At 75.6% G+C, this 13,731-nt stretch carries 12 protein-coding genes; 5 read left to right on the forward strand and 7 right to left on the reverse strand.

The features are described from left to right. Window positions 1-101 precede the first annotated feature (101 nt). Together OG618_RS04080 and OG618_RS04085 are read left to right on the forward strand one after the other, a co-directional pair. Entirely contained in the window at window positions 102-863 is a 762-nt protein-coding gene (locus tag OG618_RS04080; protein WP_329485770.1) for a dienelactone hydrolase family protein, read from the forward strand. Window positions 864-1,062: 199 nt separating this feature from the next. Further along, window positions 1,063-1,731 carry a hypothetical protein gene (locus tag OG618_RS04085; protein ID WP_329485771.1) on the forward strand — a complete coding sequence of 223 codons (669 nt, stop codon included), beginning with the start codon at window positions 1,063-1,065 and terminating at the stop codon, window positions 1,729-1,731. Window positions 1,732-1,840: 109 nt separating this feature from the next. On the opposite strand, the gene OG618_RS04090 is transcribed toward OG618_RS04085, so the two are convergent. Together OG618_RS04090 and OG618_RS04095 are read right to left on the reverse strand one after the other, a co-directional pair. After that, window positions 1,841-2,473 carry an FMN-dependent NADH-azoreductase gene (locus OG618_RS04090; protein ID WP_329485772.1) on the reverse strand — a complete coding sequence of 211 codons (633 nt, stop codon included), beginning with the start codon at window positions 2,471-2,473 and terminating at the stop codon, window positions 1,841-1,843. A gap of 301 nt (window positions 2,474-2,774) precedes the next feature. Beyond that, window positions 2,775-3,431 (reverse strand): GPP34 family phosphoprotein, encoded by a 657-nt coding sequence (locus OG618_RS04095; RefSeq protein ID WP_329485773.1) that lies wholly within the window; start codon window positions 3,429-3,431, stop codon window positions 2,775-2,777. Between the two features lie 391 nt (window positions 3,432-3,822). On the opposite strand from OG618_RS04095, the gene OG618_RS04100 reads away from it, so the two are divergent. Next, window positions 3,823-5,055: a serine hydrolase domain-containing protein gene (locus tag OG618_RS04100; protein ID WP_329485774.1), complete on the forward strand. Its 1,233-nt coding sequence runs from the start codon at window positions 3,823-3,825 to the stop codon at window positions 5,053-5,055. A gap of 81 nt (window positions 5,056-5,136) precedes the next feature. Here the strand turns inward: OG618_RS04100 and OG618_RS04105 are convergent, their stop codons facing one another. The 4 genes from OG618_RS04105 to OG618_RS04120 all read right to left on the reverse strand — a co-directional run bounded on the left by OG618_RS04105 (window position 5,137) and on the right by OG618_RS04120 (window position 9,118). After that, window positions 5,137-6,177, reverse strand: a complete 1,041-nt coding sequence (locus OG618_RS04105; RefSeq protein ID WP_329485775.1) for an NAD(P)-dependent alcohol dehydrogenase — start codon at window positions 6,175-6,177, stop codon at window positions 5,137-5,139. An 85-nt stretch (window positions 6,178-6,262) separates the two neighbouring features. Next, on the reverse strand, window positions 6,263-7,030 hold the full coding sequence (locus tag OG618_RS04110) for an SDR family NAD(P)-dependent oxidoreductase (protein ID WP_329485776.1): 768 nt from the start codon (window positions 7,028-7,030) through the stop codon (window positions 6,263-6,265). Window positions 7,031-7,077: 47 nt separating this feature from the next. Then, entirely contained in the window at window positions 7,078-7,731 is a 654-nt protein-coding gene (locus OG618_RS04115; RefSeq protein WP_329485777.1) for a TetR family transcriptional regulator, read from the reverse strand. Between the two features lie 64 nt (window positions 7,732-7,795). Next, on the reverse strand, window positions 7,796-9,118 hold the full coding sequence (locus OG618_RS04120; RefSeq protein WP_329485778.1) for a YhgE/Pip domain-containing protein: 1,323 nt from the start codon (window positions 9,116-9,118) through the stop codon (window positions 7,796-7,798). A gap of 246 nt (window positions 9,119-9,364) precedes the next feature. Here OG618_RS04120 and OG618_RS04125 point away from each other — a divergent pair, with 246 nt between their 5' ends. Further along, entirely contained in the window at window positions 9,365-10,372 is a 1,008-nt protein-coding gene (locus OG618_RS04125; RefSeq protein WP_329485779.1) for an NADP-dependent oxidoreductase, read from the forward strand. A gap of 150 nt (window positions 10,373-10,522) precedes the next feature. Here the strand turns inward: OG618_RS04125 and OG618_RS04130 are convergent, their stop codons facing one another. Further along, window positions 10,523-12,022: a glutamate synthase subunit beta gene (locus OG618_RS04130; protein WP_329492002.1), complete on the reverse strand. Its 1,500-nt coding sequence runs from the start codon at window positions 12,020-12,022 to the stop codon at window positions 10,523-10,525. A gap of 326 nt (window positions 12,023-12,348) precedes the next feature. Between OG618_RS04130 and OG618_RS04135 the strand changes: the two genes are divergently transcribed. Beyond that, window positions 12,349-13,629 (forward strand): MFS transporter, encoded by a 1,281-nt coding sequence (locus OG618_RS04135; RefSeq protein WP_329485780.1) that lies wholly within the window; start codon window positions 12,349-12,351, stop codon window positions 13,627-13,629. The last annotated feature ends 102 nt before the right edge of the window (window positions 13,630-13,731 follow it).

Raw genomic sequence — 13,731 nt, forward strand, 5'->3', positions numbered from 1 at the left:
GCTAGCATGCCTCTCCGGCAAACTCACCCATGATCGTCAACAGGGGAGAGCCCGCGTGGAGTTCAGGACGCGCCGGTGCGATGTGGAGCGAAGGACGGACGATGGCGTACGAGATCGTTGCTGAGCAGATCCGGATCGAGGCGGCCGCGGGGGCGCCGCCGATGGGGGCCTACCTCGCACGGCCCGCCGAGCCGGGGGACCACCCCGTCGTGCTCGTCGGGGCCGAGCTGTGGGGGGTGACGGAGGACGTCCGGAAGACGGTGCGGGACGTCGCCGCGCTCGGCTTCGTCGCTGTCGCGCCCGACCTCTACTACCGCGCGGGCGAGGAGGGGACGGCCGCCGGCATGGCGCAGAGCCCCGAGAACCGTACCCGGGCCTTCGCGCTGCTCGACGGGTTCGCCCGGGACGAGGTGGAGGCGGATCTGCGGGCCGCCGTCGCGCACGCCCGGCAGTACGCGGGGGCTTCGACGCGTACCGCCATGATCGGCTTCAGCCTCGGCGGGCACATCGCGTACTTCGCGGCGACCCGCCTCGAACTGGACGCCGTGGTGGCCTACTTCCCCGGCTGGCTGACGACCTCGGGCACGGCGCTGAGCCGCCCGGCCCCGCTCGCCGAGGACACCCCGGCCATCGCCCGGGTGGGCACGCGCATGCTGCTGTTCTTCGCCGGCCGGGACCATGTGATCGGCGCCGCCGAGCGCGAGGAGGTCGTCGCGGGTCTCGCCTCGGCGGGCGTCCCGCACGAGGTGGTCGTCTACCCCGAGGCGCAGCACGCCTTCTTCTTCCCGGGCCACCCGCCGTACGACAAGGAGTCCGCCGAGGACTCGTGGCGCAGGGCGGGGGCGTTCCTGAAGGGTGCGTGACCGCCTGCCGGCCTCCGCGCGCGGACGCCGGCAGGCGGGGGCGTGTGCGGCCGCCGGACCGGAACCGGCCGGTGCCGCAGACGTCTCCCGCACCATGACCTCGCCGCGCGGCGCCTCCGGCAGGAGCGCGAGCCCGCTCCTCGCGTTGTCGGCGGCGTGTGCCAGGCTGGGCTCGACCCACCTGAGGAGGAGCAGCATCATGCACAGGCCGAGCCGGCCCGAGGATCTGGACCACGGTGACCGGGTGTGGGCGAGGGCCGTCGCCTTCGCCCTCCTGGAGGCCGCCCACGGCAACCCCGAGGGCTACTGGCTGGACGAGCACGGGGTGTGGTGCGACGCGACGGGCGGCTCCTACTGGTGGCGCGTCACGCGGTGCGAGGGCGGCGGCGTCGTCTTCTGCGGGCAGGACTCCGACGGCAGCCGGACCCACGTCGACGGCCGGCAGATCGACTTCCTCGCCGGCGGTCCGTCGTGGCTGCCCTGGGAGGCGCTGCGCGAGGACGCCGAGGGGAACCTGTTCGGCTTCGTCTACTGGTGGCAGGCCGGGGCCTGGCACCGCATCCCGTACCCGGAGTCGCTCGACGACGACGGACTGTCCGGCGCCGCCGGGTGGTTGGGCTCGGAGGCGGAGTTCGCCGACGAGGCGGCCGAGCTCGCCGCCGTCCGGCCCGCGGACGCGGCGGCGTTCACCGATGCGCTCGCCCGGTTCGTCCGGCACGCCGAGGCGCGCACCGTGGACGCCGCGGTGGTGGCGGATCTGCTGGCGGCGGCCGGTCCGGAGCACGAGGACCGCCGTCCGCTCCTGCTGAAGCCGGCGCTGGACGTCGCCGAGCGGGCCGGGATCACCCGGCCCGCCGGGCTCGGCTGATCGCCCCGGCCGGGGCCACGGCCGACGTGAGACGTGAGCGGGGCCGCCGCCGGGAACCACCCGGCCGCGGCCCCGCGACCCACCGGCAGGACTACCGCGTGACGGACCCTCAGGCGGCCAGCGTCTTGAGCGTCTCGAACGCGGTGTCCCGGGACTTCTCCGCCAGCGGCTTGAGCGCGGCCATCTGCGGCACGATCGCGGCCAGCGTCAGCTCGGCGTGGACGAAGGTCAGGTCGTCCGCCAGGCCGATCGCGCCCAGGACGGCGCGCAGGTACGGCTCCTGGTAGTCCCAGCCCTCACGGGGGGTGCCGGGGGCGTAGGAGCCGCCCCGGGCGGTGACCACCACGACGGACTTGCCGCTGAGCAGGCCCGGGTCGCCGCCGGGAGCCACCATGTGGGCCGGGGTGACGAGACGGTCCACCCACGCCTTGAGCGTCGACGGGATGGTGTAGTTGTACATCGGGGCGCCGATGATCAGCGTGGTCGCCTCGCGCACCTCGGCGGTGACCGCCTCGCTGAGCGCCCGCTCCTCCGGGGTCTCGCCGTGCTCGCCGCTCGGGTCGAGCAGGGCCTCGCGGACGGCGTGCGTGATGTGCGGGACGGGCTCGGCACCCAGGTCGCGGTAGACGTAACCGCCGTCGGGGTGGTTCTCGCGCCACTGGGTGGCGAAGTAGGCGGACAACTCGCGGGACACGGAGCCGTCGTGACGAATGCTCGCGTCGATGTGCAGCAGGGAAGGCATGAAGGCGACCTCGGGTGGTATCAGGGGCGAATCAAAGCATCGCCACCGGTCGGCCGCGTCAGCGGTGTGACGCGGTCTCCGGTGCCGTCGAACCACGGGTGGTCATGGCCGGACACCCGGCCAGGCCCCCCGGACGCGTCTCCGCCGCCCGTTCGGCGCCGGTACGCGATGTCGACGGTAGACATTGACGCCGACGTCAAAGCAAGCGCTTCAGCACTCCTGCCCACTCGCTGCGTCGACGAACCGGCTCCGCGGCGCCCTGCTCCGCCGCTCCCCCACCTGTCGGGCCGGCGCCCCGTGCTCAGCCGCCGCCCATCCCGCCCTGCGCGGCCACCATGGTCGTCCCCAGCCCGTCGACCGCCTTGGCCAGCCCGGGCGCCCGCTCCCCCAGCCGCGCGGTGAGGGCCGCGATGCGCCCGGCGTGCGTCCGCTGCTCCTGGCGCGACAGCACCAGCCGCACCTGCCCGTGCGCGGCCAGCGCCGCCAGCACCGCGTCCGCGAACGCCACCTCGCCCACCGGCTCCTCGCCACGGACCAGTTCGGCCACCCGGAGCTGCCGGTCCAGCGCCTCCCGGGGGTCGGGCATCGCCACCGGCCGCCGCGGCACGACGGGGCCGTAGGGGTCACGGTCCCGGACCGTCAGCACGCCGAGGACGGCCAGCCGCTGCTCGACGGCGTCCAGCGTCTCCTCGCGGCCGCGTTTGATCCACGACTTCCAGCCGCGCCGCCGTGCGGCCACCTCGGCCAGGACGGCGTCCAGCACCGGGTCCCCGGCGGGGCCGACGCCGGGTGCCACCAGCACCCGGCCCCGGCCGTCCTCGACGAGGTCACCGCGGTGGGCCAGCTCGGCCAGCGCGGCGGCGCGCAGCAGGAACCCGGCCCGGGTGCGGTCCTGGAGGGCCTGGGCCCGGGTGTCGTAGGCCATCAGGTAGGTGGCCAGGTGCAGCGGTCGGCTCATACCGCCGACGATACGGCGCACCGCCCCGGCCGCCATCCGCCCGCAGGAGGGCATCGGCCTCCCACCTGCGGCGTACCCCGCGGCACGCACCCGGACCAGGGAGCTGCCCGGCCCCGGCCGCACCGGCCGGCCCGGGGACCCGACCGTCACCAGCGCCGGCCCCTGCGCCGACTTCTGGCTGCTGGGGCTCGTCGAACCGCGCTGAGCCGAACCGCGTCGACGGGACGGACGGCCCCGGTCGATAGGCGGGCTCCTCCTCCTTCCGGCGGAGCCCGCACGACACCCCCGGGGGAGGCCGTCGCGACCTCGGGCGGACGCCCGCCCCGGCGGGCCGGGGCCAGGCTGGCATCAGCCGGAAGGGAATCCGGCGCTTCTCGGGAGGGACACCGTCATGACCGTCAGCACGTCACCGTCAAGGCTCCGCCGCTCGGCCGCCGGAGCCGCGATCGCCGCCCTGGCGACGGCCGGCCTCCTGGGCACCGCGGCGCCGGCGGCCCTCGCGGCGACGTCCGGTGGCGTCGTGGCAACCGCCCCGGCGCGGCCCGTGACCGACGCCGCCGCGCTGGACCGGGCGATCCGGGCCGTGGTGTCGGAGGGCGGCTCCAGCGCCGTGCAGGCCGAGGTGCGCGAGGACGGCCGCCGGGTGTGGCGGGGCGCGGCGGGCGTCGCCGACCTGCGCAGCGGAGCGCCGGTGCCCGAGGACGCCCGGTTTCGGATCGGCAGCGTCACCAAGACCTTCGCCGCCACCGTGGTGCTCCAGCTGGTCGCGGAGGGGAGGATCGCCCTGGACGCCCCGGTCGAGCGGTACCTGCCCGGGGTCGTACCGAACGGCGGCGCGATCACCGTGCGCCGGCTGCTGAACCACACCAGCGGTCTCTACAACTTCACGGACGACGCCCGGTTCAGCACCGAGGGCGAGGCGGCCGACCGCTGGCTGCGGGTCGGGCGCTGGACCACCTACCGGCCGCAGGACGTCGTCGACCTCGCCAACGCCCACCCGCCGTACTCGGAGCCCGGCCCGTGGCACTACTCCAACACCAACTACGTGCTGCTCGGGATGATCGTCCAGCGGACGACCGGGCGCTCCTGGGCGGACGAGGTCGAGCGCCGCGTCATCCGCCCGCTGGGCCTGTCCGGGACGTCGATGCCCGGCTCCTCGCCCTTCGTCCCCGGGCCGCACGCCCACGGATACCTCCCGCGGGCCGACGGCCCGGTCGACATCACCCTGCAGAACCCCTCCGCCTTCGGGCCGGCGGGCGCCGGGATCTCGACCACCGCCGACCTCACCCGCTTCAATGCCGCGCTGCTCGGCGGCAGGTTGCTGGGCCCGGCCGAGCTGGCCGAGATGAAGCAGCAGGTCACCACGGACACCGGGGGCGGCTACGGGCTCGGGCTGGTGCGGTACCCGACCGCCTGCGGCGACTACTGGGGGCTCAGCGGCGGGATCGCGGGCTACGGCACGATCGTGATGGGCGACGCCGCCGGGCGCCGGCAGCTGGCGATCTCGCTGAATCCCTACGAGCTGAGCGAGGCGACCGGCCGCACCTTCCAGGCGTTGATCGACACGGCCACCTGCGGCGGCGCCGCCGCGCCCACGGCCTCCGCCGCCCCGCCCGGCCGCTGACCCCGGCGCGGCCCCCGGACCGCCGCGGAGCCGGTCCGGGACGGTCCGGACGGGCCGGGGCGGTCCGGGCCGCTCCCGCGCTCAGCCGTTCGGCAGGATCACCGCGCGGCCGTTGATCAGCCCGGCGTGCAGGCGCTCGTACGCCAGCGGGGCGTCGTCGATGCCGTAGGTCTCGACGTGCACCTCGACCGCGCCGGCCCGGGCGAGGTCCAGCACCTCGATCAGCTCGGGTCGGGTGCCCCAGTACGGGGAGGCCACCGACACCTCGTACGGGAGGGTGCCGAAGCCGACCGGCAGGGAGCCGCCGCCGAGGCCGACGATCGTCACGTCGCCCTCCACCGCCGCCATCGCGCCGGCCGAGGCCACCGTCGGCGGGGCGCCGACGAAGTCCAGCACCACCTGGGCGCCGACGCCGCCGGTGAGGGCGCGGACCGCCGCCGGTGCCGAGGCGTCCGAGAGCACCGCCTCGTGCGCGCCCACGGCCCGGGCCAGGGCCAGCTTCTCCTCGGTCACGTCCAGGGCGACCACCCGGGCCGCCGTCATCGCGCGCAGCAGCTGGATCGCGACATGGCCGAGGCCGCCGGTGCCGATCACCACGGCGGTGCTGCCCGGCACCAGCTTGCCCAGCGAGCGCTTGATCGCGTGATAGGGCGTCAGACCGGCGTCGGTCAGCGGGACGGCCCGCACCGGGTCGAGACCGCCGAGCGGTACCAGGTGCCGCGGGTCGTCGACGATCATGTACTCCGCCATCGCGCCCGGGGCACCCAGGCCCGGTGGGCGGATGCCGAGCTCGGCGGCGCGCAGGCAGTAGTTCTCCTTGCCCTCCGCGCATTTGGCACAGCTGCCGCAGCCCCAGGGCCCGTACACGGCGACCGGGTCGCCCTCGGTGAAGCCGGTCACTCCGGCGCCGAGCGCCGCGACGGTGCCGACGCCCTCGTGGCCGAGGGTCAGCGGCAGCGGGAAGGACAGCTGCTCGGCGGGCAGGCTCATCACGGCGATGTCGGAGTGGCACACGCCCGCGGCGGTGACCTTCAGCAGGACCTGCCCGGGGCCGGGCTCCGGATCGGGGACGGTGACCACCTCGGGGGCGGCGCCGGCCGTGCGGTACTGGACTGCCTTCATCGTCGTGACTCTCCTTCGGTGCGGGCGCGTTCGGGACGGGCGTCCGGTGCGCGCGGCGTGCGGTGTCCCCCCGGAATCGGCCGGGTCAGCGGGCCGCGTAGGCGCCGTCGACCAGGTGGTAGCTGCCGTGGACGAAGGAGGCCCGGTCGGAGAGCAGGAAGGCGGTCAGCTCGGCGACCTCCTCCGCGCGGCCGAGCCGGCCGGCCGGGTGCAGCGCGACCAGCGCGTCGCGGGCGGCGGCGTCGGCGTCGCGCAGCAGCGGCGTGTCGATGAAGCCCGGGCCGACGGCGTTGATCCGCACGCCCTGGGCGGCGTACTCCAGGGCGGCCGTCTTGGTGAGGCCGACCACGCCGTGCTTCGCGGCGGCGTAGGCGGGCGAGCCGGCGAAGCCGTTGGTCCCGAGGATCGAGGCCATGTTGACGACGGCGCCGCCGCCGGCCGCGAGGATGGCGGGGATCTCGTAGCGCAGCGAGTAGAAGACGCCGTCCAGGTTGGTGGCCAGCACCCGCCGCCAGTCCTCGGGCTCGTAGGCGCCGGTGGGGGCGGCCGCCCCGGCGATGCCGGCGTTGTTGACGGCCAGGTGGAGGGCGCCGAGCCCGTCGACGGTGGCCCGGACGGCGGCGCGCACCGACTCCGGGTCGGTGACGTCCACGTCGACGGCCAGGGCGCGGGCTCCGGCGGCCGACAGCTCGGCGGCGGCCTCGCGGGCGCCCGCCGGGTCGAAGTCGGCGATCGCGACGGCGGCGCCGCCGGCCGCCAGTCGCCGGGCCACCGCGAGGCCGATGCCGGAGGCGCCTCCGGTGACCAGCGCGGTCCGGCCGGTGAACTCCTGGGTGTAGTCGATGCCGGTCATGGCGGTCGTTCCTTTCGTACCGGTGCGCGCCGGGTGGGCGCGCTCGTTCACACCGCCGTGCCGTCGGGTGGCGGTTCGGCGGTGAGCAGCTCGAAGGCCTGCTCCAGCAGGTCGGGCAGGTCGGGGGCCGCGCCGGTCGCGGGGTGCCGGACCCAGGCGCGGGAGGCGGCCTGGAGGGCCGCGACCCCGAGGCCGATGGCGACGGCCGGGCGCAGGTCGTGCTCGGCGTCCAGGCCGAGCCGGGCGGCGGCGATCCGGATGGACGCCTCCTCCTCGTCGACGCAGATCCGCCGGTAGGCGGCGGTCAGCGCGGGTTCCGCGGCGATCAGGCCGAACAGCTCGCGGACGCCGGGGCGCCGGTGCCAGGCCGGGTCGAGGTCGTCCCGCAGCCAGACCCGCAGGGCCGCGCGGTACGCGGTCAGCGGGGTCTCGGCGGCGGGGCGCTCGGCCAGGGCCGCGTTGATCCGGGCGAAGTCGGCCCGCAGGCAGTCCAGTACGGCGTCCTCCCGGGAGGGGAAGTACCGGCTGAAGGTGCGCCGGGAGACGTCGGCCAGGTCGGTGACGTCCTCCACGGAGACGGCGGCCAGGCCCCGCTCCAGGACCAGCCGCAGGGCCGCGGCGGCCAGCGACTCCCGGGTTCGGCGTGCCTTGCGTTCGCGCCGGCCCTCGGGGGCCGCTCCCGCTGCCTCTTCGATGCTCACGTCGTCCACCGTACACCCGGAAATGTCCCACTGGGACATGAGTCCCGGCGAGACATCCGACAGGTCAGCTCGGTTCGGGATGGAACCGGTGCAGGCCCTTGCGGTCGTAGTAGGTGGTCATCGCGAAGCCGAAGACCAGGGCCGCGACCGTGCCGATCGCGATCATCACCCAGGCTCGCGCCAGCCCGGCGTCGGCCTGCGCGTCGAAGTAGAGGATGGCCCGGACGCCGTCGCTGAGCTGGCGCATCGGCTCGAACACCGCCAGCCCCCGGTAGAAGGTCGGCAGCGCCTGGAGCGGGATGGTCGCCCCGGAGGACGGCAGCGACAGGGCGATGAAGACGAACATGCTGATCAGCTGCCCGATCCCGCCGAACGCGGCGATCAGTGCCTGCGCGCCGAGCCCGACCGCCGCGCTGGCGCAGACCGAGAAGACCCAGAGCAGCGGCAGGTGCGAGGCGTCCATCCCGAGCACCACCACGGTCGCCAGCATCACCAGACTGGAGGTCAGCACCGAGAGGCAGACGGACATCACGCAGGTGACGGTCAGCGTCTGGGTGCGGCTGATCGGCACCAGCGGGTGCTGCATCCGCAGCGGCCCCAGCTCGCTGGCCGCGTAGCCGAGCGCAACGTCCACACCGTTGCTGATCACGTTGGCGCCCAGGAAGCCGGCCAGCACGAGGAGCAGCGTGTAGTAGAACGCCGTCAGGCCCAGCCCGCTGTGCGGGCCGATGGGGTGGCCGACCTTGACCTCGACGGCCGCCGGGTCGGCCAGCTGGAGCAGCGTCGCGTTGATCGCCGCACCCCCGCCGGCCGCCGGCTGGGCCTGCGCCTGCGCCTGCGCCGTGAGGGTCTTGCCGAGCTGCGTCGAGGCCTGTTGCGCGGCCGCCTGGGTGATCGAGGAGGCCAGCGAGGACGCGAGACTGCCCACCCCGGGGTTGGTCAGCACCGTCAGCGTGGGCCGCGGCGGCATCGGCTGCGCGGGCGCGCCCAGCGCGGCCACGGCGGCGGTGAAGCCGGCCGGGACCTCCAGCGCGCCCGCGAGCTTGCCCGAGGCCAGCTGGTCGTCGGCGGCGGCCTGGTCGAGCAGCCGCCAGGAGACCTGCCCCTGCGGGTCCGGCGCGGCCGCGATGCCGGCCGTGATCTGCGCGCCGAGGTTCTGCGGCTGGCCCGCCACGACGGCCCCCTGGTCGGCGTTGACCAGGCCGATCGGCAACCGGTGCAGGTCCGCCCGGGGGTTGATGATGCCGCCCAGGTAGAGCAGCGACAGCAGGAAGGCCACCGTGCCGACGATGACGGTCGGGACCATCCAGACCTTGGGGTTGCGGAGCACCTGCCAGGCCCGTACCCGTACCACCGCCACCCCGCCCTCGGGCCGCTTCGAAGTCATGGCTCTCCCGTGCGCGTCGTCCGGTCGTCCCGCCCCCGCCAGAAGGTAGCGGCCGACCTCCGTCCGACCGGCGCGCCTCGCCCGAACAGCCCGCAGGCCGACCCGGTCGGCAGCGTCCGGACCGGGTCGGAGGCGGGACCTCCGGTCCCGCCCTGGCGCACTGACTAAGCGCTTGCTTAGACTCTCCCTCGTCGCGGGAGGTCCGCCGTACCGCGCTCCAGCTCAGTCCAGCCACCGGGAGCCGCCATGTTGTCCGCAGAGAACCGCCAGATCCGCCTCGCCCGCCGGCCGGTGGGCGAGATCGGCCCCGAGGACTGGGAACACGTCACCGAGCCGGCCGCGGCGCCGGGCGAGGGCCGGTTCGCCGGCCGCACCCGCTACCTCTCGCTGGACCCGGCGATGCGCGGCTGGCTGGACGACCGCCCCTCCTACCTGCCGCCGGTCGGGATCGGCGAGGTGATGCGGGCCGGGTCGGTCGTCGAGGTCACCGAGTCCAACCACCCCGGCTTCGCCATCGGCGACCTGGTCGCGGGCCTCTTCGGCGTCCAGGAGCACGTGGTCTCCGACGGGAAGGGCGCCGTGCGGATCGACCCCGCGCTCGCCTCGCCGTCGACCTTCCTCGGCGCGCTCGGCAGCCCGGGCATGACGGCGTACTTCGGCCTGCTGGACGTCGGCGCGCTCAAGGAGGGCGAGACGGTGGTGGTCTCCGGCGCCGCGGGCGCCGTGGGCAGCATGGTCGGCCAGATCGCCAAGGCGAAGGGCTGCCGGGTCGTCGGCATCGCCGGCGGCGCCGAGAAGTGCGCCGTGCTGACGGACGAGCTCGGCTTCGACGCGGCGGTCGACTACCGCGCCGGGAACGTCCGGAAGGCGCTGCGCACCCTGGTGCCGGACGGCATCGACGTGTACTTCGACAACGTCGGCGGGGAGATCCTGGACGCCGCCCTGGCCTGCCTGGCGATGCGCGCCCGGGTGGTCGTCTGCGGCGCGATCAGCCAGTACAACGCCACCGACGTCCAGGGGCCGTCGAACTACCTGTCGCTGCTGGTGCGCCGGGCCCGGATGGAGGGCTTCGTGGTGTTCGACTACGCGCCGCGCTACAAGGAGGCCGCGCGGGAACTCGGCGGCTGGATCGCCGAGGGGCGGATCAAGGTGCTGGAGCACGTGGTCCGCGGCACGGTGGACGACTTCCCGCAGACCCTGCAGATGCTCTTCCGGGGCGAGAACACCGGCAAGCTCGTGCTCGAACTCGTCTGACCGGCCTGGGCGGCGCGGCGGCGGTGAGGGCCCGCGCGGCGGCGCGGCGGGCGGCGGCGCGACGGCGGTGAGAGCCTCGGACCTCGGCGGCGCGACGGCGGTGAGAGCCTCGGACCGCGGCGGCGCGACGGGCGGCGGCGCGGCGGGCGCTCAGACGGTGAGCGGGCCGTCGGACGGCGAGACCGGTGCGGGCAGTTCGGTGCGCCCGCGCAGGTGGCGGTCGACGGCGGCCGCCACCGCCCGGCCCTCGGCGATCGCCCAGACGATCAGCGACTGGCCGCGCCCGGCGTCGCCCGCGACGAACACGCCGTCCGCCCCGCCTGCGAACTCCTCGTCGCGGACGAGGGTGCCCCGCGGGCCGACGGCGAGGCCGAGTTGGCCGACCAGCCCGCCGTCCCGGCCGGGCCCGGAGAAGCCGGCGCCGGGGAAGCCCGGGCCGGCGAAGCCGAGGGCCAGCAGGGCGAGGTCCGCCGGGAGGGTGCGTTCGGTCCCGGGCCGGGGGCTGCGGTCGCCCCGCCGCGCCTCGGCGAAGCGGACGGCCGCCAGCCGGCCGTCCGGGCCCGCCTCGAACCCCACCGTGGCCGCCGCGAACACCCGGGGCTCGGCGGCCGGGCCGCCGGCCTCCTCGTGCGAGGTGGTCACCCGGTAGACCTTGGGGTGCACGGGCCAGGGCTGGCCGGAGGCGCGGCGCCCGGGCGGGCGGGGGTTGATGTCGAACTGGGTGACCGTCGCGGCCCGCTGGCGCAGCGCGGTGCCCAGGCAGTCGGCGGCGGTGTCGCCGCCTCCGACGATCACTACGTGGCGGCCCTCGGCGGAGACCGGCGAGACGGGGTAGTCGCCCTCGTCGACCCGGTTGGCGAGGGTCAGGTAGCTGATGGCCTGGTGCACGCCGGCCAGCTCGCGGCCGGGTACCGGGAGGTCGCGGCAGCGGGTCGCGCCGACCGCGACCACCAGGGCGTCGCTGCGGGCGCGCAGTTCGTCGGCGGGCAGGTCGTGGCCGACCGCGACACCGGTGCGGAAGACCGTGCCCTCGGCCCGCATCTGGTCGATCCGCCGGTCCAGCCGGTGCTTCTCCAGCCGGAACGCCGGGATGCCGTAGCGCAGCAGGCCGCCGATCCGGTCGGCGCGTTCGTAGACGGTCGTGGTGTGGCCGGCCCGGGTCAGCTGCTGGGCGGCGGCCAGCCCGGCGGGGCCCGAGCCGACCACGGCCACCCGCAGGCCGGTCAGCCGCTCGGGCGGCTGCGGCAGGTCGTAGCCGCTCTCCAGCGCCCGGTCGGCGATCGCCAGCTCGATGTTCTTGATCGTCACGGCCTCCGCGTCGATCGCCAGTACGCAGGCGCTCTCGCACGGGGCGGGGCAGAGCCGGCCGGTGAACTCGGGGAAGTTGTTGGTGGCCAGCAGACGCGCGGCGGCCGCGCGCCAGTCGTCGTGGGCGACCAGGGTGTTCCAGTCCGGGACGAGGTTGCCGAGCGGGCAGGCGTGGTGGCAGAAGGGCAGACCGCAGTCCATGCAGCGGGCGGCCTGGTCACCGGCGACCGGCAGCGTCGCGCCCTCCCGGTAGACCTCGCGCCAGTCTCCCAGCCGCTCCTGCGGGTCCCGGCGCTCACGGGGGCGCCGGGGCGTGGTGAAGAAGGCCATGCGGTCGGCCAGGGGATCAGCCATCGCGGTCTCCGGCGGGGCGTGCCATCGCGGGGCGGTGGCGCCGCCGTCCCGCGCCCCGACGGGCGCGCGACCGCACTGCGCACCACCGTGTGGCCACCGTACGCCTGCGAACCGCCCGGCGACAGCGGCCGGCCGTCGCCAGGGCGCCTCGGTCGGCCATGCTCGGGCGCCGGGTGGCCGGAAGTGAACGTTCCGGTCCGAATTGACGGCGTACCGTCGTATGGTCTTAGCGCCGTGAGCGGTCGAACCCCTTGATCCCGCCGACGGCGCCGCCCTAGGATCCAAATGAAATGTCACATGGCAATGGAGCCGTCGTGGGGGATCACACCGTTCCGAGCCGGGGTACCGCCACGAGCGCCCTGCCCAGGCCGTTCTACCGGCTCGCCGTCGGGGACGCCGTCTCCAGCTACGGCAGCCAGCTCAACATGGTCGCGCTCAGCCTCTTCGCCTACGAGGCCGCGGGCAACGCCCTCGGCACCGCCGGGTACCTGACGCTGCGTCTGCTCGGCGGCTTCGGCGCCGGCGTGCTCGCCGGGCGCGTCGTCGCCCGCCTCGACCGCCGGCTGCTGATGGTCGGCTGCGCCTTCACCCAGGCCACCGGCCTGGTGGCGCTCGCGATCGTCCCCGACCACCTCCGGATCCCGGTGCTCTACCCGCTGGCCCTGCTCTTCGGCGCGGCCGGCACGCTCAGCGCCGTCGCGCTGCGCAGCAGCGTGCCCGAGATGGTCGGCCCGGAGCACCGGGCCCGCGCCAACGGGGTGCTGGTGACCGGGCGTTCGACGGCGATGGTGCTCGGGTTCGCCTCGGCCGGCGTGCTGGTGGCCTGGGCCGGGTTCCAGGCCGCGCTGCTCACCGACGCCGCCAGCTTCGTCGTGTTCGGCACGGTCGTGCTGCGACTGCCGCTGCGCACCCGGGCCGAGCGCGACGGAGCGACGGAGCGCCCGGCGGCCGAGCCGGGCGGGCGGTTCGCCGGGCTGGTGCTGCTGCGCACCCTGCCGGTGATCGGCGCGATGGTCGCCATCCGGCTGGTCGACGCCTTCGGCTCGGCCGCGCACAACATCGGCCTGCCGGTGTTCGCGACCCGGACGTCCCCGGAGAACCCGGCCGCCGTGCTGGGCCTGTTCTGGGCCACCTGGGCGGTCGGCAGCCTGGGCGCCCACCAGCTGGTCTCCCGACTCCTCGTCAAACGCGGCCGGGAGCCGGGCGAGCGGGCCTTCGCGGTCGGCACCGCGCTGATGTCCACCTGCTTCATCCTCGCCTTCACCGGGCTGCCGACCCCGCTCTTCCTCGTCGTCGCGCTCGGCGCCGGGCTCGCCGACGGCTTCACCGAGATCTCCTACACCACCCGGATCCAGGCCGTCGACGACGACCGGCGCGGCCAGGCGTTCGGGCTGGTGGCGAGCGCCGAGAGCCTCGGCATGGGCGTCGGGATGCTGCTCAGCGCCGGGCTGATGGAGCGGTTCAGCCCGCTCACGGTGGTCGGCTTCTCGCACGCCGTGCCGATCGCGCTGGCCGCCGGGTTCCTGCTGATGGTGGGGGTCGGCGCCCGTCGGCGGCGCGCGCCCGCCGCGCGGCCCGTCCCCGCCGACCACTAGCCGCGTACCGGCCCTCCCCCACCGGGCGGCCGAGCCCCGGGCGACCGCCCGCGGTACCCGCCCGACCGCCGTACCGGCCGCCCCGGCCGCCGCCCGCCGTCA

Source organism: Kitasatospora sp. NBC_01246 (genome assembly GCF_036226505.1).
Classification (GTDB): Bacteria; Actinomycetota; Actinomycetes; order Streptomycetales; family Streptomycetaceae; genus Kitasatospora.